The organism is Helicobacter brantae (genome assembly GCF_003364205.1).
Taxonomy (GTDB): Bacteria; Campylobacterota; Campylobacteria; order Campylobacterales; family Helicobacteraceae; genus Helicobacter_G; species Helicobacter_G brantae.
In genome coordinates this window covers 17,162-43,531 of sequence record NZ_NXLV01000012.1, presented here as the reverse complement: position 1 = coordinate 43,531, position 26,370 = coordinate 17,162, and the positions used below count along the sequence as shown (strand labels likewise).

The window sequence follows — 26,370 nt, the reverse complement described above, 5'->3', positions numbered from 1 at the left end:
TTTGGCTAATTCTTCTGCATTCTTGCAATCTAGTGCTGATGCAGTATTGACTTTGAGAGCAAGAGTGGGAAGTGCATTTGGCTATGACTTTAAGAAATTCACTCAAAAAGATACTTTCAATGCCTCACTTTATGTAGGAGCATTCTATGAGTATGATTATGTGAGTGGGGGAAGTATCACAATGAGTACAGATCAAATGAGTGGAGTGGAGAATATCTTAAGTGATATTAGCTCTGATGGAAGAGTAGTAGTCAATGTAGGAACTAATATGTCTATCAAAGACAATACTCGAATCTACTTTGATTTTGAAAAAAGCTTTGCAGGGAAAATCAATACTGATTATCAAGTCAATGTGGGAGTGAGATATAGCTTTGGAGAGAGTGATGGATACAGCCCAATCCTTGAAAAAGCTGATTACAAAGCACCACTCAAGATTGAAGGGGAAGAGAAAGAGGGGGAAGAGAGCAAGGAAGATAAAGAGAATGGAGAGAAGATAGAGGGTGGAGAGAGTAAAGAGGATACTCAATCAAAAGAGAGCAAAGAAGTAGGAAAGACTGCAGATAAAGTTCAAGGGGAAACAAAGAATACTCAAGAGAGCAAAACTAAATAAGGCTCAATGATTAAAGAAAAAGAGGGGTGGAAAAGGGAGTGGGAAAGAGAAGGACTCTTAAGAGTCTTTCTCTATATATCTATAAGGCTTGATGATACCTCTTATCACTCTAGGTTTGAGTATTAGAGGGGAGAGGTATCACAGAGTTTTATCTTGTGGGAGTTGTTTGTATGATTTTTGCATACACACCACTTCTCACAAACTATCTACTCCAAAACCTATCCTTTTTTCTTATTGATAATCACTTTTAGAGTATGGGATTAAAAAACATAGCTAGATGAAAGGTTTTTTGAGATAACAAAACTAAAACTTATTTGAGAAATACTTTGAGGATTTTGAAGTAGGAATGGTGGCTTGAGGCGGAATCGAACCACCGACACGAAGATTTTCAGTCTTCTGCTCTACCGACTGAGCTATCAAGCCATAACGAAATTATATCAGAAATATTCAAACTTTTTACAACAAAGAGGAAACTAAACGCTTAAATTCTTCTCCCCTATGCTTATATGAGCTAAATTGATCTAAACTTGCTGCTGCTGGAGAGAGGATAGCCACGCTCTCTTGAGTATGAAGAGGGTGGATTGATTTAACTGCATTCTCCAAAGTTTCACAAATCTTGCAAGAGAAATGATACTCTTTTGAGAGTTCTTGCAATCTTTGAGCATTTTTCCCAATCGCAAAAATCTCAATCTCCTTCCCCCTCATCTCTTCAAATAGCTCACTCAAATCAGCCCCCTTATCCTCTCCTCCCAAAATGAGATAAATCTTTCTCCCCTCATAATTTCGCAAAGCCCAAATACTTGCATCAGCATTTGTCCCCTTAGAATCATTTATCCACAATCTCCCCTTGCTATCTACAATCTCCTCCATTTTATGCTCCCCTATCTTATATCCCCTCATTGCCTCTACTCTATTCTCTCCACAGATTACTTTTGCCCCACAAAGAGCCAAAAGTGCATCAAGCAAAAAAGGCTCTTTAAATCCAGGAGCAAAAGTCTCTATCCCTAACCAAGAAGCCAAATCTTCACAATCTCTATACGCCACAAGCTCTCCCCTAAACCCGCTAGCTTTTGGGTGATTCTCTAAGCTTTTGGGGATAAATGCCACGCTTCCCTCTCCCATTCTCTCTAGCACACTCAATTTATCATTGACATATTCCCCAAAACTTCCATGCCAAGAGATATGATCCTCACTTAAAGGAAGCAAGAGATAGCAGTGGGGAGAAGAGATTTTGGTGTAATGCAAAGAAAAAGAGCTAGTTTCAAGTATCCAAATCTTAGGCTTCCTCTCTGCCAAGACTGCCAAAGGTGTGCCGATATTTCCCCCACTCTCCCCTCCAAAATCACGCAATACCCACTCTAGCATTTCTGTGGTTGTCGTCTTGCCATTAGTCCCACTAATCCAAATCTGCTTATCTTGAATATGAGGGAGGATATAGTCATACTCACTGACTAGATTTGTGGATTCTTTTATCATCTTATGATATGGAGGAACACCAGGGGAGGGGATTTGAAGTGAGGTGGGATGAGAGGTGAGAATAGGAGTAAAGATATTGCCCCTCTCATCAATCCTCTCTTGAGTGAAGCTATCATCACACACGACACAAAGTTTGCCTTGAGCATTGAGATAATTAAGCAAAGCCTGATTGGTTTTGCCAAAGCCAAGAAGAGCAATCATCGGATTTTTAGACTCAAAAGTGCGACAAGATTACTCAAAATCGCAATCACCCAAAAGCGAATGATGATTTTGTTCTCAGCCCAACCCTTCATCTCAAAATGATGATGAATAGGAGCCATCAAAAAGACTTTTTTACCTCGTGTCTTATAACTCCCCACTTGTAAAATCACAGAGAGTGTCTCAATCACAAAAATAAGTCCGATTAAAAAAAGCAAAATTTCATTATTGGAAACTATTGCCATATAGGCGATAAATGAACCTAAAGCCAAGCTTCCACTATCCCCCATAAACACTTGGGCAGGGTGGCAGTTATACCAAAGGAATCCAAAAAGAGCACCGATAAGTGCCACAGAAACCACCACCAACTCCCCACCATTGATAACTCTTGGCCACAAAAGATAGCCTGAAAGCCCTGCGTGTCCTGCGACATAGACAAAAATAGAGAGTGAAATCAAAGCACAAATGCTAGGGACTGTGGCCAAACCATCAAGCCCATCAGTGATATTCACAGCATTAGAAGTTGCCAAAAATACTAGCACCCAAAATGCGATACTCACTAGAGGCAGAGAATCAAGATCAAAAAGTGGTTTTTTCATAAAAGGCACATAGATATGCCCACAATGTCCGATATAACTTAATAAGGCAGAAACAACAAGGGCGATAAGAAATAAAAGAGCAAATTTCATTTTTGCACTCATTCCTGCGTTGCTTTTGGCTGAGATTTTCATATAGTCATCTCTTGCACCCACAGCACAAAAACACACCAAAGACATAAGCCCAAGCCAAACATAAGCATTGCTCAAATTTACACAAAGCAAACTTGCAAGAAGTGTGCTTAGAGTGAAAACTATCCCCCCCATTGTGGGAGTATCTTTCTTGCCTTCATGCGTTGGCACATAGGTTGAGATAGGTTGATTTGCCTTTTTTGCTTTTGCCCAACGGATAAACAAAGGCATCAAAAACACACTTAGAAAAAATGCGATAAAAAAGCTCAACCCTGCTCTAAAAGTAATGTATTGAAAGATATTGATACCAAAATGAGAATAAAGATAGAAAAACATTTTATTGAAGCCTTGAGGGAGATTTCTCTAGGGGGCTCTAGGATAGGGGGTGGGGGAACCTAGAGCCCCATAGAAAAATCTACTTAAGGGATTGAAGTTGTAATTTTAGCAGAGTTTTTGAGATTTTTTCCAAAAATTTTCAAAAACTCTTTTTTTCTAAAAACTTACCCCCACACTTGCACCAAAAACTCTAGTAAAATTTCTAGGCTCTACAAATGTGCTGATATACTTCCCACCTTGATATCCTGCAACCAAATCGGAGTTTTCAATAGCCCAAAAATCAAAATACAGCTTGAGCTTGAGTGCGATTTGATTATGAAAATAAAATTTCCCTCCCAAACTCACTCTTCCTCCAAACCCATCGGTTTGAGTAAAATAAAAATCATCATCATACCCTAGCTCTTTCATTCCACTCATTTGATGCCCATACATCAATTGGCGATACTGAAACTCTGCCAAAAAAGAAAAAAGTCTATTGATAGGAACTTCTCCATCAACTCCAAGCAAAAAATACAAATACCCCTGATCTCTTTCATAAGAAGCTTTGATATTGGGCTTATCAATCATCATATTGTGCAAAAATCTATATCCAAAACCTGCATAGATAAAAGCAACCTCTCTTTGGGCGACAGAAAAAGCCATTCCTGCTCTTGAGGCAATACCCAAATACCAATCTTGCGACTCTGTGCTATAAGCGATTGTCTCTTTTGTGGCTGAATTATATAGCCCACCATTGTATTCATTGGCTCCCAAATGTGTTGAGAAAAATCCATCAAGTTGAAATTTAAAGAGCTTATATGCCACACCAAAACTCCCCTCCAAAGAAAACATCGGTCCAGTGATATCCATCACATCAGGCTCTTTGTATTGATAATAATTGATTCCTAGATTCAAATCCCCACTAAGTCTGATTTTGGACTGAGGGGCAATGGGTTGAGGAGATAGCTCTTGAGAGAGCAAAACCACACTAAGAAAGACAAAAATCTGAAAAAATCTCACTCTAATTCCTTTTGAAAAATTTCCTATTTTAGCAAAGCTATACAAATCTTATCCTTGAGTAAGATTGCTTTTGGGGATTCTCAAACCTTATTTATGATATAAATTAAGACTTTTATTGACTAAGGATTGAAAATGCCAAAGGCTATCTTAATCATCACCGATGGGATTGGACACTCTACTTGCACACAATACAATGCTTTTTTTCACGCCAAAACTCCTACTTATGATTGGCTCTTCTCTCACGCTCCCCACTCTTTGCTTCACACCTATGGAGAGAGTGTGGGGTTACCAAAGGGACAGATGGGAAACTCTGAAGTGGGACATATGACGCTAGGAAGTGGAAGAATCATCTATCAAGATTTGCTTAAAATCTCTCACTCACTCCAAGAGCCACATTTTATCTCCCACCCTCACATTCAAACTTTGCTTAATTGTCATCAAATCCACCTTGTGGGTTTGCTAAGTGATGGAGGAGTGCACTCTCACATCTCTCATCTGCTATCCATCCTCTCTCTGCTTCGTCCCTACAATCGCCCCATTTGGCTACACCTCATCTCTGATGGCAGAGATGTGTCCCCTCAAAGTTTACAAAACTTTTTGGATACTCTCTCTTCATATCTAGATTCTCAAATCAAAATTGCCACATTGAGTGGGCGTTATTATGCAATGGATCGTGATAAAAGGTGGGAGAGAGTAAAACTTGCTTATGATGTGATGACTTCTGCTTCCCCCACCACCTCACTTCCCATCTCTTCTTATATCCAAAAGAGCTATGAGGAGGGAGGGAGCGATGAGTTTATTTGTCCTGTGGCATTTGAGGGGTTTGAGGGGATAAATGATGGAGATGGTGTGCTGTTTTGGAACTTTCGATCTGATAGAATGAGAGAGTTGAGTGTAAGTTTTGCAGATCCCCACTTCAATGCTTTTGACACAAAGACTTACCTCAACCTCTATGCCCTCTCTTTCACTCTCTATGATGAGAATCTCCCCTTGCCTATACTCTTCCCCAAAACCTTACCCAAAAACACTCTAAGCGAAATTCTCTCCCTCCATAATCTCTCTCAAGCCCATATTGCCGAGACAGAAAAATATGCCCATATTACTTTTTTCTTCAATGGTGGGGTTGAGAAGCCCTACCCCAAAGAGCAACGCATTCTTATCCCTAGCCCCCAAGTCGCCACTTATGATTTATGCCCTCAAATGAGTGCAGAAGAAGTGGGAAGGGCGACTTTGGAGTGTATGGAGAATGGGATTGATTTTATTGTGGTGAATTTTGCAAATGGAGATATGGTGGGGCATACAGGGGATTTTGAAGCAGGGATAAAGGCAGTGGAGAGTGTAGATAAAGAGCTAGGGGCGATTGTTTCTCTAGCTCAAAAAAAGGGATACTCTCTCATTCTCACAAGTGATCATGGAAATTGCGAGAAGATGAAAGATGCTCAAGGCAACACTCTCACCAATCACACTATCGGAGATGTATGGTGCTTTGTGCTTGATGAGAGAGTAAAAACTTTGGCTAATGGCTCACTCACTAATGTCGCTCCAAGTATCCTCAAACTCCTCAATCTTCCTATCCCTCAAGAGATGGATAAGCCACTATTTTGAGATTACTCAAACTAATAGTTTTTAGGGTATGATTGAAAAATTTTAAAATGGAGAAAGTTTAAGGGGCAAAAATGCTAAAACGATTGGCAGTTGTTTTGATTGGCTCTATTGTCTATGCTACACCAAACTATTTTCTCTGCAATGTTGTCAATACTAATGCACTCTCTTGCTCTAGTCCCAAGACTGCTTTTTCTCAAAAGCTCAAAGTCTATTCCTCAGCAAAATATCTCCCTACTCTCTCATTCAAAAGACCTATCTTTTTCAATATCCAAACCCAACTCCAACACAAATCCCCACATCTTCTTGCCTATGCTGATATTGATTCACACTCCAATACTTATGCCAAAAATATCAAACACCTCAAAATTCTCTCTAGCTTTGCCCTCAATACAATCTCCAAACGCTATTTGTTTGATAATGTTTTTGCAAAATTCACAATGGGAACAGGAGTGTATGCCAACCTTGCACATACAGCAGGAGAGGGAGGACTTGCTTTCTATCGCAACTCAACCCTTTCACTTGAAGGAAGATTTCATCTTGCCTCAAGCTTGATTATCAATGAGCAACATATTATTGAAATGTCTTTGCAACTTCCTTTGTTTATCAAGGGGATTTTTGGATATGAAGCCACAAGAGAGAACAATGTCTTGCTTAGCATTCGCTTTGTTTATGGAGGTAAGGGCTTTGCAAAGATTCTGCCTAGCTACAATGAAGCTCCTCAAAGCACCCCCCCCCCCAAGATATAGTCTTTAGACCACCCCTTGCTCAATCATTGCCATAGCCACTTTTCTAAACCCTGCTATATTGGCTCCCAAAACAAGATTATGCTCTTCTCCAAACTCTTTGGCAACCTCACTAGCACTCTCATAAATGCCTTTCATAATCTTTTGAAGCTTCTCATCAACTTCAGCAAAACTCCAAGAGCTCATACTTGCATTTTGGCTCATCTCTAGCCCACTTGTCGCTACACCTCCTGCATTTGATGCTTTAGCAGGTGCATAGCAAATCTTGGCTTGTAAGAAAAGTTCTGTTGCCTCAAGAGTGCAGGGCATATTTGCCCCCTCACTCACACACATGCAACCATTATCAAGCAATGTTTTAGCATCTAGGGCATTGAGTTCGTTTTGTGTCGCACTTGGAAAAGCTAAATCACAAGGGATACTCCACACCTCATTTCTCCCCTTAGCATAATCTTGCACTTTTGTGTATTTGGTATTTGGGCGATATTTGATATATTCACTCAAACTCACTCTTTGCACTTCTTTTAGCTCTTTAAGGAGTGCTAAATCCACTCCCTCACTATCATAAATCATTCCCTTAGAATCACTTGCACTCACAGGCTTTGCTCCAAGTGAGTAGAGTTTTTCTATGGTATAAATTGCCACATTTCCACTTCCACTCACACACGCGATCTTGCCCTCAAGCCCCTCTCCTTTTGATTCAAGCATTGCTTTAGCAAAATATACGCTTCCATAACCTGTGGCTTCTTTCCTCACCAAACTTCCTCCCCATTTAAGCCCCTTGCCTGTCAGCACTCCATCAAAAACATTGGTAAGCCTTTTGTATTGTCCAAAAAGATAGCCAATCTCTCTTGCTCCCACACCAATATCCCCAGCAGGGACATCAGTCCTCTCTCCAATATGACGATAAAGCTCATTCATAAAAGATTGACAAAATCTCATCACTTCATTATCGCTCTTGCCTTTGGGATCAAAATCGCTTCCCCCCTTTCCTCCTCCCATCGCCAAAGTTGTTAGAGAGTTTTTCAGAATTTGCTCAAATCCTAAAAATTTGATAATGTCCTCATTGACACTTGGATGAAATCGCAAACCTCCCTTATAGGGTCCCAAAGTAGAGTTAAATTCAATGCGATAGCCCATATTGACTTCAATCTTGCCATTATCATTCACCCAAGGCACTCTAAAAGCAATGCTTCTCTCAGGCACGACAAGTCGCTCCAAAATCGCATTTTCCTCATAAATCTTATTTCTTTCAATCTCAGGCTTGAGTGATCCCAAAATCTCTTGCAATGCTTGAAGAAAGAAAGGTTGATAAGGATACTTCTCTTTCATTTTTTCAATGATTGTTTGTGTGTAATTCATCTTTTCTCCTTTTTTCAAAAGTAGAACAATATAGCAACTTTCTGGCTTGATTTACAAACCCTGATTAAACACATTCCAAATCTTTTCTACCTCATCATCATTGAGCAAAAAGCTCGAAGAGGAGCTAAGAAAATCAATCATTTTGTTTTTATCCAAGACTTCAGAGTGAATGCAAGTGGGATGAGCAAACAAAAATGCACGACCTAGAGCAATGCTCTCCCCCAAAGCTTCTTGACACACAAAACAGCAATCATCATCAAAACGCGTATTTCTCCCCTCATATTGCAAAAGTTTTGCCCCCATTTCAATCACAACCCTTAGAGGGTGCTGTTTGTCTAAAATATGTGCCCCCCACTCCAAAAGCTCAAAATAAAAGCTCTCAATCTCACTGATTTCTTTGAGGTGTTGATTGAGTAGCCCCATAAATCTTTTCCAAACATATACCCTCTCATACTCTCTTTCCCACTCATATCCAAGTTGCAAGATATTATGAATCTTGGGCAAAAAATATCCATCACTTTGAGTATCAAAATCAATTTTCCTCCCCACATCAATGATACTATGACGCATTCCATAAAAGCGATAAAGCTCTTTGATTTTTGATGGGGTAAGCACTCTTAGGATTAAATCTTGATTTTTGATATTTGTCTTTGAGAGGATAAAGCCTTGCATAGATTATCTCTAATCAACCCCACCTTATTGCTGAAGTGTGTAGGCAATATTGTAATAATCAAAATCTGAGAGAATTTTGGTTTGAGATTCTTTATCGTTGAGGAAAATGATAAGCTGAATGACTTTATCAGTCTTATAGTAGGCATATTCAATATTGTTTTTTAGCAAAACTTGGTTGATACAATAAAATCGATACTCACTCAAATCTCCTACAAAGATTCTCAAAGGCTCTACACCTCGATTGAAATCATATTTCATCACCATTTCACTTGTAGGGTAAGAATAGGTTTTGTTTTGTTTCTTTGCCATTGCATAAAACCATTCTTCTTGCGTTTTGCTTTTTTGCTCTTTTGTGGTTTGCTCTTGTGGAAGAGTTATTGGGGTTTTATCTTGCCTAATCTTGAGGGTAATCCATATCGTGCCTCCAGCAAGGAGGCAGAAAAAGGCAAGAATTGCGGGGAGTTTGTTATTGACCATTTCTTTGCTTGATGAGATCGCCTAGAGTCATCTTGGTATCAGAATTATTGTATTGATTGAGTTGTTCTCTTTCTTTGATTTTTTCTAGTTTGCGAATTGAAACTCTCACTTTGCCGTGATTTCTATCAATATGAGCGATAACGCCCTCTAGTGTGCTTCCCATCTCGATTTCTTCTTTTTTGAGAGGATAGAGATCTTCATCACGAATAAGAGCTTCTATCCCTCCCTCTAGCTCAATAAACACACCAAAATCTTTCACTTCAACCACTTTCCCATTCACGATGCTATCAAGTGCGTGGGATTTTGCAAATTGATCAATTGGAGAGTCTTGAAGTGCTTTAGCTGAGAGAGAAATCTTCTCACTCTCTTTATCAATCTTAACGATTTTGACCTTGACTTTATCTCCTACTTTGAAAGTGCTACTAGCTTTTTGCCCTTTCTCCCAAGAAATATCTTCATTATGCAAAAGTCCATCAACCTCGCCAAGCTTGATAAATGCACCAAAATCCAAAATCTTGACTACTTCTCCCTCAATCACATCTCCGACTTGATGAGATTGCAAAAACTTTGAAAAGGGTTTAGGAGAGAGTCTTTTGAGAGAAACACGCAATCGCTTATTAGTCGCATCAATCTCAATCACTTCTACATCAATAGCTTCTCCACTCTTCAAAACTTCTTTGGGGTGCTTGACTTGCTTATTCCAAGTGATTTCTGAAATATGCAAGAATCCCTCTGTCCCATTGCCCAAATCCACAAATGCACCATAATCTTCTAGTTTGCTGACAACTACTCGGATTGTATCGCCTACATCAAGTTGGGCTTTGATTTCATTCCAAGGATCTTCTATGGTAGCTTTGATTGAGAAAGAAAGACGATTTTTTTCCTTGACATATTCAAGCACTTTGACTTCTACATTATCTCCTACTTTGCAAAATACTGCAGGATTAACAGGACCCTTGTGGCTAATCTCAGTGTAATGCACCAAGCCCTCAACCCCCATTACATCAACAAAGATACCAAAAGGAGTGATTTTTCTTACAATTCCTTGCAAGTTTCCACTTTCTGCCAAAAGTTTGGAGATGATTTCTTCTTTGTTTTTCTCAATGCTATCAAGATATTTTTTTCTTGAAACTACAATGCTTTGCTCTTGAGGTTTAACATCCATAATGCACATCTTAAAGCTTTTGCCTACACTTTTGCCATCTTCTCTAAGAGCTGATTCTTTGCGTGGCAAAAACGCTTCCACTCCATCAAACTCGACAACAAATCCACCTCGATTTTTCTTGATGATTTTGCAATCTATGACAAGATTTTCAAAATTATCTTTAATCTCATTGATTTTTTGCTCTAGCTTTTTCATCTTAAGCACTTTTTTGTGAGAAATGCTTGATCGCTCATAATTGAGTGTAACAAACACTTCAATCTTATCGCCTTGCTTGAAAAGTAGATTTCCTTTCTCATCACTGATTTCAGAGAGTGGCAATCTTCCCTCTTGCTTCGCTCCTGCAACAGCAACCATCGCATACTCATCGCCAATGCTAACAATCACGCCTTCTTGAATCTTGCCACCCTCTAAATCTGTTTCGCTCTCATTGAGCATTTTCTCAAAATCAAAGTCTTCATCAATCGCAGAGCGTTCGATTTGTTCTGGGTTTATTCTCATAACTATCCTCGCTTAATTAAAGTCAATAATATGAATTCTACCTTAATACAACAACATTTTGCACTTTTTTATATCGCTTCTATGCTTGACTTGACTTTTTGGATAATCCAATCAGGTGTAGAAGCCCCTGCTGTAATGCCACAAATCTCCTTGTCTGCAAACCATTCTAGCTCCAAGCCTTTTTCATCTTCAATCAAATAGCTATCAGGACAAAATCGTTTGCAAATCTCAAAGAGTTGCTTAGTATTTGAGGAAGTCAAACCTCCTACAACAATCATAATATCCACCTCTTGAGCCAATTCTTTGGCACTATCTTGATTTTGAAAAGTTGCATTGCAAATGGTATTGAAGATTCTTGCCTCATAGCTGTGGTGCATTAGATATTGGGCGATTTGAAAGAATTTTTCTCTTTGCTTAGTAGTTTGAGAAACAAGGGCTACTTTTTTGGGAATCTTGTATTCTTCTAGCTCTTGAATTGAGCCAACCACCCACGCAGGTTCTTTGGCATAACTCATCACGCTTTTAACTTCAGGGTGTGTAATATCCCCAAAGATAACTACTTGATAGCCCTCTTCACTCATTTGCTCTACAATCTTTTGAGGCTTGGTTACATAAGGACAAGTCGCATCAGTTACAGAAATATCTTGGCTTTTCAAAGAGGCTAATTCATTTTTGGGAATGCCGTGTGTTCGCACAATAACTCTATCATTTGGAGCAATCTCTTCAATGCTTTTTGCAAGTCTTACCCCATAATCTTCCCTTAGGCGATCGATTTCTTTTTGATTGTGGATCAATGCTCCAAGCGTTGCTCCTCCTTGATTTTGCTCAGCAATCTTTATCGCTCGTTTTACTCCAAAACAAAACCCAAAACTTTTGGCTAATTTTACTTTCATCTCTCTACCTCAACTATTTTTGCTAAAAACTCATAAAAGCGTGGGAAAGATATATCCACACACTCACTCTCCACAATCTCCACTCTTTTTCTCACTCCTACAAGCGAGAAACTCATTGCAATGCGATGATCTCCAAAGCTTGGCACTCTCCCCTCAATAAACTCACCCCCTACCACCCTAAAGCCATCATCTAGCTCATAGGCTTGTATGCCTAAAGTTTTTAAATTCTCTACAACAGCTTTGATTCGATCACACTCTTTGCTTCTTAGCTCTTTTGCTCCACTTACCTTGCTCTCTCCACTTGCACACGCAAAGGCAATGCTAAGAGCAGGAAGCTCATCAATAAGCCAAGAGATTTTCTCACTCACCTCTACTCCTACAAGCCTAGAAGAGCTTACCCTCACTTCCCCAATAGGCTCAAATCCTTCTTGTGTGATTTTATACTCTAGCCTTGCTCCCATTCTCTTAAGCACCTCAAAAGCCTCAATGCGTGTGGGATTGAGTAAAACATTGCCAAAACTCATCTCTTGATTGTCTGCAATCAAACACGCAACGACAAAAAAGATAAGACTTGAGGGATCATTGGGGATTTGGATAGAAAAATTTTTGAGAGGGTGGGAGAGTGGAGAGATTTTAATCCTCTCTTTCTCAATCTCTATGGGTGCATTAAGGAATCTCAAAAATCGCTCACTATGATCTCTGCTCAAAAAAGGCTCACTAAACTCTGAGGGGGTTTTGGCAAAGAGTGAGGCTAGAATAAATGCACTTTTAACTTGTGCTGAAGAGATTGGACTTGTGTATTTTATCCCCCTTAGATTCTCACTCCCTACTAGCTCAAAAGGGGCATAAGAAGAACTCATCTTTGCACCCATTAGCTCTAGTGGAGTTTTAATCCTCTGCATTGGGCGAAGGCTTAGACTCTCATCTCCACTAAAGCTATATCTCCCTCTTACTCCACTAAGCAATCCTGCATACAACCTCATCGCTGTGCCTGAGTTTTGAGAAGGGATTTGAGCCTTTGGGGCAATTTGTTTGGGGGGAGTTATAAGGATTTTTTGGGAATCTTCTATCACTCTAGCTCCCAAATTTTTAGCGATTTGGAGTGTGGCTAGAGTGTCTTGTGAGCGTAAAAAATGCTCTATCTCACACTCTCCTTGAGCCAAAAATGAGAAAATCACTCCACGATGAGAGAGAGATTTGTCAGAGGAAATCTCCCCCCACTCTATCAGCTTGGGAGGATTGGCTTTGGGGGAGAGAATCATTATCGCAATCTTGCCCCAAACTTCTCTTGCAATACCTCTAGCACTTTTTGCATTCCTTGAGCGATCTCATCTTCTTGCAAGGTTTTCTCCATAGACTGCCATACAAAGCGAATGCTAAGTGCCACTTCACTTCCAAAATCCTCTTGAGTATAGAGATCAAGTGGATAGAGATTGTCTAAAAATTCTATGTTTTCCCCTAAAAGTGCTTCTTTTATGTCTGAAAATGCAATCTCTTTGTCAATCATCAAAGTCAAATCTCTCAAACTTGCTTGAAATTTTGATCCACTGCTATGAGAAATTTTCACAGGGGAGATCAAAGATTGCAAATCTAGCTCACATACAAATCCTTTGGCAATTGTGGGGTTGAGTTTGGCAATAAAGCCAAGTTCTCTCCCCTCTTTAATCACCAAAGCTCTTTGATAGGGGTGGAGAAGTGAAGAGGAAGTGCCAAAAGGAATACTCTCTAGCTCACGCACCTCAAAAGAGCCGATGATGTCCATAATGCTTGAGGCAAAAGAATAAAAATCCCACTCCTCTCCTTTGGGGAATGGAAACTTCTCATCACTTTTGCAAAGATTTGTGGCAAATGCAAGTTTTTTGACTTCTTTTCTCTCTTTTGTATAACACACCCCAATCTCAGCAAATGCGATTTTTTTGATTCCAAAATTTTCATTTCTTTGAATGCTCTCAATCATTGCAGGGAGCAAACTCACCCTTAGAGTATTAAGCTCATTTGTGATAGGATTTAGCACATCAAGGCTCTCATCTATCCCCTCAATGCCTAGCTTTTGCAGTCTAGCTCTATCATCAAACACATAATGAATACTCTCATAAAATCCTTTTGCCACAGCCCTTTGTATCAGGGCTCTTTGGGCTTTGAATGCAAAATATTTGTCATTGTCTTTTCTGCTTTGCTCAACAATCTCTAAAGGCTTGGCAACCAATCTGTCAATCCGATAGATTCTTAGCACTTCTTCAGCGATATCTTGATAGGTGTGAATATCGTGGCGATAGGGGGGTGGAGTTGCCATAAAAAAGCTTTCATCAAAACTAGCCTCGATTTTGAATCCTAGCTTTTTGAGAATGATTGCGATTTCTTCTTTGCAAATCTCAGTCCCCAAAATCTTGGCAATACAATCAAAAGTCGTTTTGATACTTTGACTCTCTTCTTTTTGAGTGAGTTTGTGATTGCCCGAATACACTTCAGAGCGAGTATAAGAGATGAAAAGATTGCATAAATACTGCATTCCTAGAAGCAAATCAGGATTGCTCCCTCTTGTGGTTTTATAAGTGAGGGTGGTGTCTTTTTGGATTTGAGGGTATTGATAGAGGGCTTCTGCAACAATTTGAGGGGCAATATAACTTGCCTCTAGCACAAGCATTTCGTGAGAAGGCTCAATAGGAGTAGGACTAATGCTTACAATCCAAGAGCAGTCTTTACCACAGACACAATCAAGCCCTTGCTCATTTTGCCTAAGAAGAATCTGTCCCTCAACATTATTGGCAAGATTGCTTTTTTCAAAATGAGAAAACGCATAACCTCTTAAAATCACTCCAATATTATGCATAGCATAGCTTAAAAAATCTTGGATAGGAGAGTGAGATTGCAAACCACACAGAGCAAGGGAGAGTTTGAGCTCTAGTGGAGTTTGTATGGAAGCGATTTTGATGACTTTATAGAGCATTGAGCTATCAAATTTCCCTTCATTAACCACTTGCAACACTCTTCCAATCCCTAAGGGCACATTTTCATCTTTGTAGTTTTTCAAGCTCAATGTGAGATTGAGTGCAACACTCAAATCCCTAGCCACTCCTAACACACTGAGACAATCCCCACGATTGGGCGTAAGCCCCACTTCAAGGATAAAATTATCAAACAAAGGATAAGAATTGAGTGGAGTCCCCACCTCTAAATGCCCAATACTGCTATCCAAAAGCATAATCCCCTCATTGATTTTAGGGAATCCTAACTCAGTGCTAGAGCAAAGCATTCCACAGCTCTCCACTCCCCTCAAAGTCGTGGGCTTGATGAGAAGCTCACCTTTTGGAGTATCAAGCCTTGCTCCCTCAAGAGCGACAGCGACATATTGATCGCTTTGCACATTGGAAGCCCCACAAACAATCTGCAAAGTTTTCCCTCCTACATCAACTTTGCAAATACTAAGCTTGTCTGCATCAGGATGAGGGGATTTCTCCACGACATAGCCCACCACAACCAAATCAGGCACTCTAATAGGAGTAAAAGATTCTACCTCTAAGCCAATCTTGCTAAGCTCAGAGATAATTTGCTCACTCTCAACTCCTGATAAACTCACAAATTGTTCTAATAAATGCTTGGTAACGATCATAACCCTAACCTCTCAAATCAACTTCAAAGAAACTTCTCAAATCCCCTACCCCATAATAAAGCATTGCAAATCGCTCTACACCTAGTCCAAAGGCATAGCCACTGACATTTTCATATCCCACAGCACTAAACACATTGTCATTAACCATTCCACAGCCTAGCACTTCAAGCCAACCTGTATGAGAGCATACCCTACACCCCTCACCTTTGCAAAACACACAGCTAATATCCACTTCCGCACTTGGCTCGGTGAAAGGAAAGAAGCTAGAGCGAAATCTTACTTTGACTTCTCCAAAAATGTATTTGAGAAAATCTTCTAAAATAAATTTGAGATTTGCAAAAGAGATTTTCCCCTTCTCATCAACCATTAACCCCTCCACTTGATGAAACATTGGAGAGTGGGTAAGATCATAATCTCTTCTAAACACAGCTCCAGGGGCAATCATCCTTAGGGGTGGCTTTTTGCCCTGCATTGTGTGAATCTGCACAGGAGAAGTATGGGTTCTCAAAAGTTTTTGATCTTTGGTATAAAATGTGTCTTGCATATCTCTTGCAGGGTGGAATTTGGGGATATTGAGTGCTTCAAAGTTATGAAAATCATCTTCTACCAAACTCCCCTCACAGACTTCAAAGTTTAAAAGTGAAAAATAATCAATGATTTTTTCAATCATCAAATTGACATAATGAGGTTTGCCAAAGTGGTTTTGAGCTAGAAGTGAGACATCGATTTTTTCTTTTTGTAATTTTTCTAATAATTCTTTTTGCTCAATTTCACTCTTTTTCTCCTCAAAAACCCTCTCGTATTCTTGCTTAAAGAGGTTTAACTCTTGAGCTTTTTGCTTTTTTTCCTCACCATTGAGGTTTTTTAACTCACCAAAAGCAAGGGTAATCACTCCCCTCTTTCCTGTAACTTCAACCTTAAGTGCTTCAAGCTCTTGGGAGCTTTTGGCGTTTTTGATTTTCTCTAATATCCCTTGCATTGTTTCCTGCCCATAAAAAATATAAATGGGAATTGTAATCAAACAAATAAAGAATACGCACTATAATTCCCTAAAAACAAAGGAAAAAATATGAGTTCAATCTTTAAAAAAATCATCGATGGAGAGATTTCTTGCAAAAAAGTGCTAGAAAATGAGAAATGTCTTGCCTTTTATGACATCAATCCTCAAGCTCCAATCCATGTGCTTATCATTCCCAAAAAAGAAATCAAAGATTTTAGCTCTCTTGATTGTCAGACAATGAGTGAATTGCTTGAATTTACTCATCAAGTGGTTAAAACTCTAGGACTAGAAGAAAAAGGCTATCGCCTTATTACAAATGTGGGCGAAAATGGCGGGCAAGAAGTGCCACATTTGCACTTCCACCTTTTAGGGGGAGCAAAGCTCAAATGGGAGAGATTAGCTTAGATACAAAGCAATCTCATCAGCCAAGAAGAAATCTCTAGCCTTCAATCTCTCTTCTTGGATATAAGCCTTATCTTCTTCAATGAGAGTTTTGACTTTATTTGCATCAAGCAAAGAGAGAGGCACACCCACCTCACATCTCAACCCCAAAAATAGCCTCTCCAAAAGCCTCTCTTCTTCTTTTAAAACCTCAATACTTCTTTGATGAGGGTTTTTGATATAGGAGGGGATATGTTTGAGCTTAGTGTATCTCACTCCCTCTTGATAGCCCACAGCTCCTGCACCACAGCCGATATACTCCTCTCCCTTCCAATAAGAGAGATTATGCAAAGATTTATAAGGTTTGCAAAAATTAGATACTTCATATTGTCTAAATCCTCTGCTCTCTAACTCCAAACGCACAATCTCTCCCATATCTTCCAAAGGCAAAGTAGGAGGAGAGCAGTAAAACTTTGAGCCTTTATCAATACTCAAAGAATAAGCTGAGAGGTGTGTGAGTGGAAGAGAAGAGGCAAGAGCGATCTCTTGTTTTAGTCGCACTTGATTATCAAGTGGAGTGCCATAAATCAAATCAATACTAAGATTTTCAAATCCTGCACTACAAGCTTTTTGCAAGACTTTTGCAATATCTCTGCCTTGATGATCCCTTTGCAAGAAATCTAGCTTATCATCAAAAAAACTCTGCACTCCAACGCTTAGGCGATTTGCTCCCAAACTTCTTAAATCTTCACACCACGATGAAGTGATAAGAGAGGGATTGCACTCTAGTGTGATTTCACAATCTTGAGTGAGTGTAGCAAACTGAGTGATAAGCTCAAATATTTTCTCATAAGCATTTGAGGACAGGGTATTGGGTGTGCCTCCACCGATATAAATGCTTGTGAGAAGATGCTTTTTGCCCTCTAGCTCTCTTTTTAGATCTTGCAATAGTGCTAAAAGATAAGAATCTTGAAGATGAAAAAAATCACTACTTGAATTAAAAGCACAATAACCACATTTGCTTGTGCAAAAAGGGATATGAAGATAGAGAATCATTTAAAGAGAGGGAAACCCCTCTAAAGAGTTTGATTACACAAACTCAATTACTGCCATCATAGAAGCATCGCCTCTTCTAATGCGTGTTCTGTGGATTTTTGTGTATCCACCATTGCGTCCATTGTATCTTGGAGCAATTTCACTGATAAGTTTTTTTGTCGCAACCTTATCTTGTAAATGTGCAAAAATCGCTCTGTGAGTGTTGAAATCTGCGTTTCTTGCAGTTGTTACAAGCTTCTCAATATAAGACTGCAATTCTTTTGCTTTGAAAACTCCTGTTTCGATTTTCTCGTGTGTAATCAAAGCAATAGAAAGATTTTTTAGCAAAGCTTTTCTATGAGAAGAAGTTCTTCCAAGCTTTCTATATCCGTGCTTATGTCTCATCTTTTCTCCTTATTTTTTATTGACTTTCTTTTCAAAAAGAGCAATCATATTATCTGATAGCCTTGTTCCCACAGGGTAGCCAAGCTCTTCCATTTTCTCAGCAATCTCATCATAAGATTTCTTACCAAGATTTTTGATTTTTTTAAGCTCACTCTCTTCCATCATCACAAGCTCACCAATATGTCTAATGTTTGCACGATCTAGACAATTAAAGCATCTTGCACTAAGGTTTAGAGAATCAATGCGAATCATCAATGTTTTTAGCTCTGCACTATCTTCAGCTAAGCTCTTTGATGAGAATGCTGGAGCAGCCAATGATAAATCAGCACCAAAGACTGACATTTGAGCATGCATAATAGTGATTGCATTTCTAAAAGCTTGCATTGGATCAATTTGTCCATTGGTTTGAATATCAAATACGATTTTCTCATAGTTTGGATTATCCTCAACCAAAACACTTTGAATCTCATAAGTTACCTTATTGACGGGAGTAAAGAATGCATCAAGAGGGATAAATCCTTCAGGCAAGATTCCTCTAATGTCTTCACTTGGCACATAACCAATACCATTTTGAACCAAAATTGTAAGGTTAAGCTCTGATCCCTCATTGATTGTTGCGATATGCAATTCAGGATTTTTAATCTCAACATTCTCAAGTGCGAAATCTCCTGCTTTGAGGTTTTTTGCTCCCTTGAAACTATAAGTAAGCTTCAAAGGCTCATCACCCTCTTTTTCAGGGGCAAAGAAAAGAATATTTTTGAGATTAACGATAAGCTGAGAAACATCTTCAACAATCCCACGAATAGAATCAAACTCGTGTGCTACACCCTCAATCTGAACCCCAATAGGAGCAAATCCTACTGAACTTGACATCAAAAGTCTTCTGATAGGATGAGCAAAAGTGATTGCATATCCTGATTCAAAAGGATAGGTCGTAATCTTGATGTGGTTTTGACCCACTTCCTCCACAGAAATATCTGTGGGGACATAAGGAGTAGTTTTTATCGTTTTCATTCACACCACCTTAGATTATTTTGAATACAACTCAACGATCAATCGCTCTTCAATTGGGATTACCACTTCTTCACGAATTGGATATCTTGTGAAAATTCCAAATTTCTTATCTTTATCCACATCAATCCAAGGCACAGCCACAACTTGGTTAGAAAGCTCAATAGCACGATTGATTTGAACATTATTTTTGCTCTTTTCTCTAATCTCTACTTTTTGTCCAGGTTGAACCATATAAGAGGGGATATCCACTCTCTTGCCATTGACTAGGATATGTCCGTGAGTTACAAGCTGACGTGCAAATCTTCTAGTCGTTGCAAATCCCATACGATACACAACATTATCCAATCTTTGCTCAATCAATCGGATTAGATTTGCTCCTGTATTTCCCTCGATTCTGTTGGCTTCTTTGAAAAGACTTCTAAATTGCTTCTCACTTACTCCATACATCATCTTAGCTTTTTGCTTCTCACGCAATTGCATACCATACTCAGAGATTTTACCTCTTCTTTGTCCGTGTTGTCCTGGTCCATAAGGTCGCTTATCCAATGCACTTTTTCCTGCAAGTCTTCGCTCTCCTTTGAGTGCCAAAGAAACACCAAATCTTCTTTCAATTTTCTCAACAGGTCCTCTATATCTTGCCATTTGCTACTCCTTATACTCTTCTTCTTTTAGGTGGTCGGCAACCATTGTGAGGAAGTGGAGTGATATCTTTGAACCACAATACTTTGATTCCCTCAATTGCTCCTACACTCTTCACAGCAGTTTCTCGTCCGCTTCCAGGTCCTTGAACCTTGATTCCTACTTCTTTGATTCCGTGCTCTTTAGCTTTTGCCATTGCACTCTCAACAGCTTGTTGTGCTGCATAAGGAGTAGATTTCTTAGAACCTTTAAATCCTAGCCCACCTGCAGTAGCCCAGCAAATTACATTTCCAACTTCATCAGTAACCGTGACATTTGTATTGTTGAATGTTGCAGAGATATACACAACACCTCTAGCAATATTTTTTTTGACAACTTTTTTCTTTGTTACGCTTCTTTTTGCCATTGCACTATCCTTTACTTGCTACCTACAGTTTTTCTCTTACCTTTTCTTGTTCGAGCATTATTTTTTGTTGTTTGCCCACGAACAGGTAAGCCTTTTCTGTGTCTAAGACCTCTATAATTTCCTAAATCCATCAATGCTTTGATGTCCATAGTCACTTTTTTACGCAAATCACCCTCAACCATGTAGCTTTCTTGAATTTTTTTAGCAATTGAAGAAACTTCATCTTCGCTGAGATCATTAACTCGCTTATCAAAAGAAATATTTACGGAATTCAAAATATCTCTGGAACTCTTAAGCCCAATACCATAAATGTAAGTGAGAGCATACTCCACTCTTTTCTTTTTTGGCAAATCTACACCAGCAATTCTCGCCATGTCTTATCCTTGTCTTTGTTTATGTTTAGGTGTTACACAGATTACTCTAATCACACCTTTTCGCTTGATAATTTTGCACTTATCGCACATTTTTTTGACCGATGGTCTAACTTTCATTTACATCCTCCTTTGTTTTTGTGATGCAAAAAGTGATTTTTATAGAGCCTAGAATTTAAGCAATATAAACTTTGGATTCTATCCAAAATTTTGGCAAAACTCTACACTTTTTTGCAAAAATATCACTTTTTGATTTTGCACCCCTTAGAAAATAGATACCAACTCAATGCCCTGCCCTCTTTGAGGCGTTTGAGAAAGGGGGTAAAAGTTTCATCTTGAGCTTGAGAAATTTGTTTTTGGGGCAAGCTGATACACTCCTTGTGTTGAGTATAAACCACACCCTCACTCCCCACTAGCTCAAAAGCATTATAAATCCTCTCTTTTGGCATTTTGCTAGGAGTGGTGGAGAAAAGCGGTTTTCCAAAACTATAATACACAAACCCTTTGGGTGTGGAGAGGTTAAGCAAAGTGGGAGCAATATCTAGCTGAGAACCTGCTGTGCTTAGAGGATAAATCTTTAGGCTTGGAGAGTAGATAATCATTGGCACTTCTCTATTGGAAAGCACTCCTTGAGTATAGCCATAGTGGGTATGATCTCCTGTGATGACAAACAAAGAATCAGGATATTGTTTTGAAACCTTGTGGATAAAGCTTGTAATCTTTTTATCAATCCACCACAAAGTTCCAAGCTCCAAAGCCTCCCATTTTGGAGAAGAGATTTTGGAAGCAAAGTTTTCAAACTCCTCTTTTTTGCCCCCCATTGCTTGGATATATTCCCAAGGCAAGTTCATTGGACCATGAAAGCTAGTGGTAAGAATCATATGAAAACTTGGCTCTTTGATACTGGCATTGTTTTCTGCCACAAAATCAAGCAAGATTCCATCCCAAACACCCCATACATTTTTGTAAGGAAGGGGATATTTTTCTCTCAAAGCAAAATCCTCTAAGACTCCCAAACCATTAACCTTTTCAAATCCTTGGGATCGTGCATAATTGCCTATATTTTGCCAACTTTGTGAGCCTCCATAATAAAACTCTGTCCTATACCCTGCTCTCTTCATATTTGAAGCTATAGCTGTGGGAAGCTCTTTGAGTCTTGCAGATTGAAAGCTCAAACGCACCCCTGTATAATACAGCCCTGCAATTTGAGTTTCAATACTCCAAATCGTGCCATGAGCATTTTCAAAAAAGTGAGGAATCATAAAGCCCTTTTGATTGTCAATCAAACTCTTCATTCCTGAAACTAGCCCAATCTCATCATATTTTTTATCAAAGGCAAAACTCCCAAGAGATTCAGCAACAATGTAGAAAATATGTCTAATAGGTGGGGTTTGTGGGGCTTTGGTAGAAGTTTGAGAGAGTAAATCTTTTAAATCAATTTCTCCATGGGGGGGGGGGTAGTAGCAAAGAAATCTAGTGCACTCTCATAAGGAGTGGAAGAGATAAAAGAAGCAAAGCTAGAATTTTCTCCTGCTTTATATCCCTCATATACCCCATAAAGACTTCTAAATGGAGAGGGTGTAATTTTTTGCAAAAAGAGATTTTTCACAGGTTGAACTTCTTGATCTAGGCTAATTTCTTTGAGAGAAAAAGCAGAGTTAAACAAAAAAGTTACACAGAGTGCAAAAGGGATAAAGCTCCCTACACTCATCAAAATAGGATAGTGTTTTTTAAATGAGAGGGGAGCAATGAGTTTTTTGTATAGCCAAATGCAAAGTCCCAAAGAGAGAAAGAAGCACAAAAATTTCACACTCAAAAAATACTTTCCACTTAGCCCATCTTCTAAAATCGCCCTCTGATCATCAAAGAAGATTCCAAGCAAGATGATATTAAATACATCTTTATAGATTGTGTAGTAAGTCATATTGGCAATATTGACAAATAGCAAAAGTGCAAAAAGAACATACGCACAGCCTTGAGCCAAAATGAAGTTGTCCCTTCCTCTTATCTTATTGAGTGCCAAATCCAATAAGCCAAAAACAAAATACAAAATCATACATACAGCAATCAAGCGACTATCATATAAAAACCCATTGAAAAATGCTTGAGCAAGTTGAGAGCTTAGTCCATAAGTATTTGCCCCATCACTTGTAAGTGCATTATGTCCAATCCCCAAATACAAGACAAAAGCCACCCTTAAAAGAAAGCAAAGAATGAAGATAAACAATCCAAATGCTGATGATTTGAGAAGTAGATTCATAAAAACCCCTTTTGCCCCAAGAAAACTTGGGGTTATTTGTATCTGAAAGTAATTCGCCCCTTATCAAGACTATAAGGTGTAAGCTCGATTTTGACACGATCGCCAAGCAGGATTTTGATATAGTGCATTCTCATTTTTCCTGCAATATGGCATAGCACAATATGTCCATTGTCAAGCTCGACTCTAAAGGTTGCATTGGGCAAAACCTCCACTACTTTTCCATCAATTTCAATTACATCATCTTTTGCCACCTTATTCCTCCTTTGACAAAATTTCTGCCCTGCCACCAATAATGGCAACAGTATGCTCATAATGACTTGTTCTTAATCCATCTTCTGAAACCACTGACCACTGATCGCTCAAAATTTTGGGTTTTCCACTTTTTTGGCAAATCATAGGCTCAATACAAAACACCATTCCCTCTTTGATTTTTTCTCCACTCTTGGCTTTTCCGTGCTTAAGATAATTGGGGATTTGTGGCTCTTCGTGAGGCTTTCTCCCAATCCCGTGTCCGCAAAAATCCTCCAATGGCACATAACCATACCCCACAATCAATTCTTGCAGAATCAAACTCAACTCTTTGAAATGCATTCCAGCCTTAATACTCTCAATCCCCTCTAGCAAAACATTGCGTGAGCAATCAATCAAAGCCTTATCTTGAGAAGAGATTTTTCCTACCCCTGCTGTGATTGCCCCATCACCAAACCACCCATCTTTCTCCACTCCAATATCAATTCCCAAAATATCGCCCTCTTGGAGTTTGTAATCTGTGGGGATTCCATGAATGATAACAGAATTGAGTGAAAGACAAGCAGAGTTGGGGAAGCCATAAAGACCCTTAAATGCAGGTCTAGCTCCACTAGATCGGATAAAATCCTCAACCATCGCATCAATCTCTAGTAGGCTTACACCCACCTTGAGAGATTGCTTTGCCAAAGAAAGGGCTTTGGCAACGATTTGAGAGGAAACACGCAGAGAATCAATCTCGCGTGAATTTCGGATTGCAATTGCCATTAAAGTCCTGTTGCACTAAGCATTTTGTATTTGCTCATATACACTTGGGCTTCAATCTTTCTCATCGTATCAATCGCGACTTGCACCACAATAAGCACTGCCGTTCCACCGAAGTAAAAAGGCACTCCCATTCCTTTGAGTAAAATCCAAGGGAGAGTAGAAATCACAGCTAGATACAACGCACCCCAAAGAGTGAGATTGCTTGCTACTTGATTGAGATACCCCACAGTTCCCTCACCTGGGCGAAGTCCGGGGATAAATCCACCTTGCTTTTTGAGGTTTTCTGCAATGTCTTTAGAGTTGAATACAATCGAAGCATAAAAATATGCAAAGAAGATAATAAAGACAAACATTAAGACATTGTAGAGATAACCACTAGGGTTGATCCAATCTGCAATCTTTAGCAAATAAGGATTGCTTGAGCTTTGAAGCACAGTTGAGGGGAATACAAGAAGAGCTGATGCAAAGATTGAGGGAATCACACCACTCAAATTGACTTTGATAGGAATGTAATTGACAACCCTTTTGTTTTGGTTTTGCATCATCACTTTTCTTGCATAAGAAACAGGGATTCTTCTCTCTGAAAGCTCCATATACAAAATCACAAAAACCGTCGCCAAAATCAATACAACAATCACGGCAAGTTTGAGGATATTGAGCTCTCCTGCATTGACAAGCTCAAATGTTTTGGCAATTGAGGAAGGGATAGCTGAAACAATTCCTGCAAAGATAATCAAACTCACTCCATTTCCCACACCTTTTTGAGTGATTTGCTCTCCAATCCATAGCAAAAGCATTGTCCCTGCAAGCATTGAGAAAGCTGAGATAAACACAAAGTGAGTCATATCAATAATCACAGCACCATTTCCACTTAGTCCCCTCAAACCAAAACTTACACTCACAGCCTGAATCAAAGTGATAACAATTGTGGCATATTTGATGATTTGGGTGTATTTTTGGATTCCATCTCGCTCTTTTTTGAGTTTGCCCAAAGCTGGGAAAGTCGCAGCCAAAAGCTCCATAATGATAGAAGCTGTAATATAGGGCATAACTCCCAAAGAGATGATACTAAATCGCTCCACAGCATTTCCACTAAACATATTGAAAAGCCCAAGAGCGTTGTTTGCGTTTTGATCTAAGAATCTTTTGATTTCAAGAAGATCTACTCCTGGCACAGGAATATATGCCAAAAGTCGATACAAGAAGATAAAAAGAAGGGTGATTAAAATCTTATCTACAATCTTTTTATTCATTACTTGGCCTTGGTGGTTTTCACTCTCTCATCTTTGATTTTAGAAGCTAGAGTATTTGCTTTGCTTCCAATGAGTTTAACACTTTTGATATAAAGAGGGAAACCATAGACTTCACGCAATGATTCCAAAGTGATTTCAGCTACCTTGTTGATACTCTCACTTTTATCTACATTGATAACATAAGGCTTCTCAACTCTTGATCTAAAACCAACTTTAGGCAATCTTCTTTGAAGGGGTTGTTGTCCTCCCTCAAATCCTCTCTTTGCCTTATAACCTGTTCTTGCAGTTTGTCCTTTTCCTCCACGAGTAGAGGTTTTACCCATACCACTACCTTGTCCTCTTCCCACACGCTTGATATCGCGTGTGCTTCCAATGGCAGGTTTAATTTGCTCTAATGCCATTTTTTTCTCCTTAAGCTTTGATTTTTGCAAGAGCGTCAATTGTGGCTCTTACAACATTGTAAGGATTGTTTGATCCCAAAGACTTTGTCAAAATATCTTTGATTCCTGCAAGTTCAATTACTGGTCTTGCACTTCCACCAGCAATAACCCCTGTTCCCTCACTAGCAGGTTTTAGCAAGATTTTACTTGCATTGTATTTATGCTCGATATCATGAGCGATTGTTGTCCCTTTGATATTGACAGAGATGATATTTTTGAAAGCATCATCAATTGCCTTTTTGATTGCATCAGGAACTTCTTTGGCTTTTCCAAGTCCAAATCCTACAAGTCCATTTTTGTTTCCAACAACTACAAGGGCGTTGAAGCGGAATCTTCTACCACCTTTTACAACTTTTGTAACACGCCCAATATTTACAACTACTTCACTGAATTCTTCTCTATTGATTTCCATAACCTTATCCTTTATAGTGTAATGCCATTTTCACGCAAAGAATCTGCAAAGCTTGCAACAACACCGTGATAAATGTATCCATTACGATCGAAAACAACTTCAGAGATACCACTCTTTTTGAGATTGTCAGCAAATGCTTTAGCCACTTGCTTAGCATTCTCTTTATTGTTTCCTAAACCAAGTTTCTTTCCATCAACACTCGCTAGAGTTACACCCTTTTGATCATCAATTGCTTGTGCATAAAGATAGCGATTTGATTTAAAGATACTTACTCTTGGCTTAGAGGCAACACCAAAGATATTTCCTCTTACTCTAAGTTTTCTTTTTGCTCTTAGCTTTTTCTTTTTTTCTAATACTCTATTTGTCATCTC

At 39.1% G+C, this 26,370-nt stretch carries 30 protein-coding genes and 1 tRNA gene; 4 read left to right on the top strand and 27 right to left on the bottom strand.

Annotated elements, in window-relative coordinates; translation table 11 throughout:
* A partial coding sequence (locus CQA58_RS06455; RefSeq protein WP_170126758.1) for an autotransporter outer membrane beta-barrel domain-containing protein occupies positions 1–610 on the top strand: 610 nt, incomplete at its 5' end.
* 347 nt (positions 611–957) lie between these two features.
* On the opposite strand, the gene CQA58_RS06450 is transcribed toward CQA58_RS06455, so the two are convergent.
* The 4 genes from CQA58_RS06450 to CQA58_RS06435 all read right to left on the bottom strand — a co-directional run bounded on the left by CQA58_RS06450 (position 958) and on the right by CQA58_RS06435 (position 4,347).
* Positions 958–1,033, bottom strand: a tRNA-Phe gene (locus CQA58_RS06450).
* 33 nt (positions 1,034–1,066) lie between these two features.
* Positions 1,067–2,287, bottom strand: coding sequence for a UDP-N-acetylmuramoyl-L-alanine--D-glutamate ligase (gene murD, locus CQA58_RS06445; protein WP_115569905.1), 1,221 nt, complete (start codon positions 2,285–2,287; stop codon positions 1,067–1,069).
* Entirely contained in the window at positions 2,284–3,348 is a 1,065-nt protein-coding gene (gene mraY, locus CQA58_RS06440) for a phospho-N-acetylmuramoyl-pentapeptide-transferase (RefSeq protein WP_115569904.1), read from the bottom strand. Before mraY ends, murD begins: the two co-directional genes overlap by 4 nt.
* A 156-nt stretch (positions 3,349–3,504) precedes the next feature.
* Entirely contained in the window at positions 3,505–4,347 is an 843-nt protein-coding gene (locus CQA58_RS06435) for a hypothetical protein (RefSeq protein WP_147288616.1), read from the bottom strand.
* 132 nt (positions 4,348–4,479) lie between these two features.
* Between CQA58_RS06435 and gpmI the strand changes: the two genes are divergently transcribed.
* Entirely contained in the window at positions 4,480–5,952 is a 1,473-nt protein-coding gene (gpmI, locus tag CQA58_RS06430; protein ID WP_115569902.1) for a 2,3-bisphosphoglycerate-independent phosphoglycerate mutase, read from the top strand.
* Positions 5,953–6,023: 71 nt separating this feature from the next.
* Positions 6,024–6,698, top strand: coding sequence for a hypothetical protein (locus CQA58_RS06425; RefSeq protein WP_115569901.1), 675 nt, complete (start codon positions 6,024–6,026; stop codon positions 6,696–6,698).
* A 3-nt stretch (positions 6,699–6,701) separates the two neighbouring features.
* Here the strand turns inward: CQA58_RS06425 and gdhA are convergent, their stop codons facing one another.
* The 8 genes from gdhA to pheS all read right to left on the bottom strand — a co-directional run bounded on the left by gdhA (position 6,702) and on the right by pheS (position 16,348).
* Entirely contained in the window at positions 6,702–8,054 is a 1,353-nt protein-coding gene (gdhA, locus tag CQA58_RS06420) for an NADP-specific glutamate dehydrogenase (protein ID WP_115569900.1), read from the bottom strand.
* A 51-nt stretch (positions 8,055–8,105) separates the two neighbouring features.
* Positions 8,106–8,726, bottom strand: a complete 621-nt coding sequence (gene recO, locus CQA58_RS06415) for a recombination protein RecO (protein ID WP_115569899.1) — start codon at positions 8,724–8,726, stop codon at positions 8,106–8,108.
* 24 nt (positions 8,727–8,750) lie between these two features.
* Positions 8,751–9,203 (bottom strand): hypothetical protein, encoded by a 453-nt coding sequence (locus tag CQA58_RS06410; RefSeq protein WP_115569898.1) that lies wholly within the window; start codon positions 9,201–9,203, stop codon positions 8,751–8,753.
* Positions 9,193–10,866, bottom strand: coding sequence for a 30S ribosomal protein S1 (locus CQA58_RS06405; RefSeq protein WP_115569897.1), 1,674 nt, complete (start codon positions 10,864–10,866; stop codon positions 9,193–9,195). The genes CQA58_RS06410 and CQA58_RS06405 overlap by 11 nt, the downstream gene beginning before the upstream one ends.
* A 68-nt stretch (positions 10,867–10,934) precedes the next feature.
* Complete coding sequence (locus tag CQA58_RS06400) at positions 10,935–11,759, bottom strand: 4-hydroxy-3-methylbut-2-enyl diphosphate reductase (protein ID WP_115569896.1); 825 nt, start codon at positions 11,757–11,759, stop codon at positions 10,935–10,937.
* Positions 11,756–13,021, bottom strand: a complete 1,266-nt coding sequence (aroA, locus tag CQA58_RS06395; protein WP_115569895.1) for a 3-phosphoshikimate 1-carboxyvinyltransferase — start codon at positions 13,019–13,021, stop codon at positions 11,756–11,758. The genes CQA58_RS06400 and aroA overlap by 4 nt, the downstream gene beginning before the upstream one ends.
* Complete coding sequence (pheT, locus tag CQA58_RS06390; protein WP_115569894.1) at positions 13,021–15,369, bottom strand: phenylalanine--tRNA ligase subunit beta; 2,349 nt, start codon at positions 15,367–15,369, stop codon at positions 13,021–13,023. Before pheT ends, aroA begins: the two co-directional genes overlap by 1 nt.
* A 4-nt stretch (positions 15,370–15,373) precedes the next feature.
* Entirely contained in the window at positions 15,374–16,348 is a 975-nt protein-coding gene (gene pheS / locus CQA58_RS06385; protein WP_115569907.1) for a phenylalanine--tRNA ligase subunit alpha, read from the bottom strand.
* Positions 16,349–16,438: 90 nt separating this feature from the next.
* Between pheS and CQA58_RS06380 the strand changes: the two genes are divergently transcribed.
* Entirely contained in the window at positions 16,439–16,774 is a 336-nt protein-coding gene (locus CQA58_RS06380; protein ID WP_115569893.1) for a histidine triad nucleotide-binding protein, read from the top strand.
* Here the strand turns inward: CQA58_RS06380 and hemW are convergent.
* The 15 genes from hemW to rplR all read right to left on the bottom strand — a co-directional run bounded on the left by hemW (position 16,766) and on the right by rplR (position 26,367).
* Positions 16,766–17,806: a radical SAM family heme chaperone HemW gene (hemW, locus tag CQA58_RS06375; protein ID WP_115569892.1), complete on the bottom strand. Its 1,041-nt coding sequence runs from the start codon at positions 17,804–17,806 to the stop codon at positions 16,766–16,768. The genes CQA58_RS06380 and hemW overlap by 9 nt on opposite strands.
* A gap of 33 nt (positions 17,807–17,839) precedes the next feature.
* Entirely contained in the window at positions 17,840–18,190 is a 351-nt protein-coding gene (gene rplQ, locus CQA58_RS06370; RefSeq protein WP_115569891.1) for a 50S ribosomal protein L17, read from the bottom strand.
* Positions 18,191–18,199: 9 nt separating this feature from the next.
* The gene (locus tag CQA58_RS06365) at positions 18,200–19,204 is read right to left on the bottom strand and encodes a DNA-directed RNA polymerase subunit alpha (RefSeq protein WP_115569890.1); all 1,005 of its coding nucleotides are present in this window, start codon (positions 19,202–19,204) and stop codon (positions 18,200–18,202) included.
* 15 nt (positions 19,205–19,219) lie between these two features.
* Positions 19,220–19,846 (bottom strand): 30S ribosomal protein S4, encoded by a 627-nt coding sequence (gene rpsD, locus CQA58_RS06360; RefSeq protein WP_115569889.1) that lies wholly within the window; start codon positions 19,844–19,846, stop codon positions 19,220–19,222.
* Positions 19,847–19,856: 10 nt separating this feature from the next.
* Complete coding sequence (gene rpsK / locus CQA58_RS06355; RefSeq protein WP_115569888.1) at positions 19,857–20,249, bottom strand: 30S ribosomal protein S11; 393 nt, start codon at positions 20,247–20,249, stop codon at positions 19,857–19,859.
* An 11-nt stretch (positions 20,250–20,260) separates the two neighbouring features.
* The gene (rpsM, locus tag CQA58_RS06350; RefSeq protein WP_104724882.1) at positions 20,261–20,623 is read right to left on the bottom strand and encodes a 30S ribosomal protein S13; all 363 of its coding nucleotides are present in this window, start codon (positions 20,621–20,623) and stop codon (positions 20,261–20,263) included.
* 3 nt (positions 20,624–20,626) lie between these two features.
* Complete coding sequence (rpmJ, locus tag CQA58_RS06345) at positions 20,627–20,740, bottom strand: 50S ribosomal protein L36 (RefSeq protein WP_112060632.1); 114 nt, start codon at positions 20,738–20,740, stop codon at positions 20,627–20,629.
* A gap of 122 nt (positions 20,741–20,862) precedes the next feature.
* The gene (locus CQA58_RS06340) at positions 20,863–21,984 is read right to left on the bottom strand and encodes an LTA synthase family protein (RefSeq protein ID WP_245942791.1); all 1,122 of its coding nucleotides are present in this window, start codon (positions 21,982–21,984) and stop codon (positions 20,863–20,865) included.
* Between the two features lie 65 nt (positions 21,985–22,049).
* Entirely contained in the window at positions 22,050–22,880 is an 831-nt protein-coding gene (locus tag CQA58_RS06335) for an LTA synthase family protein (protein ID WP_115569886.1), read from the bottom strand.
* 32 nt (positions 22,881–22,912) lie between these two features.
* On the bottom strand, positions 22,913–23,131 hold the full coding sequence (infA, locus tag CQA58_RS06330) for a translation initiation factor IF-1 (RefSeq protein ID WP_115569885.1): 219 nt from the start codon (positions 23,129–23,131) through the stop codon (positions 22,913–22,915).
* Position 23,132: 1 nt separating this feature from the next.
* Positions 23,133–23,894, bottom strand: a complete 762-nt coding sequence (gene map, locus CQA58_RS06325; protein WP_115569884.1) for a type I methionyl aminopeptidase — start codon at positions 23,892–23,894, stop codon at positions 23,133–23,135.
* The gene (gene secY, locus CQA58_RS06320) at positions 23,894–25,147 is read right to left on the bottom strand and encodes a preprotein translocase subunit SecY (protein WP_115569883.1); all 1,254 of its coding nucleotides are present in this window, start codon (positions 25,145–25,147) and stop codon (positions 23,894–23,896) included. Before secY ends, map begins: the two co-directional genes overlap by 1 nt.
* Positions 25,147–25,548 (bottom strand): 50S ribosomal protein L15, encoded by a 402-nt coding sequence (gene rplO / locus CQA58_RS06315; RefSeq protein WP_115569882.1) that lies wholly within the window; start codon positions 25,546–25,548, stop codon positions 25,147–25,149. Before rplO ends, secY begins: the two co-directional genes overlap by 1 nt.
* 10 nt (positions 25,549–25,558) lie before the next feature.
* Positions 25,559–25,999 carry a 30S ribosomal protein S5 gene (gene rpsE, locus CQA58_RS06310; protein ID WP_115569881.1) on the bottom strand — a complete coding sequence of 147 codons (441 nt, stop codon included), beginning with the start codon at positions 25,997–25,999 and terminating at the stop codon, positions 25,559–25,561.
* Between the two features lie 11 nt (positions 26,000–26,010).
* Positions 26,011–26,367, bottom strand: a complete 357-nt coding sequence (gene rplR / locus CQA58_RS06305) for a 50S ribosomal protein L18 (protein ID WP_115569880.1) — start codon at positions 26,365–26,367, stop codon at positions 26,011–26,013.
* Positions 26,368–26,370: the final 3 nt, after the last annotated feature.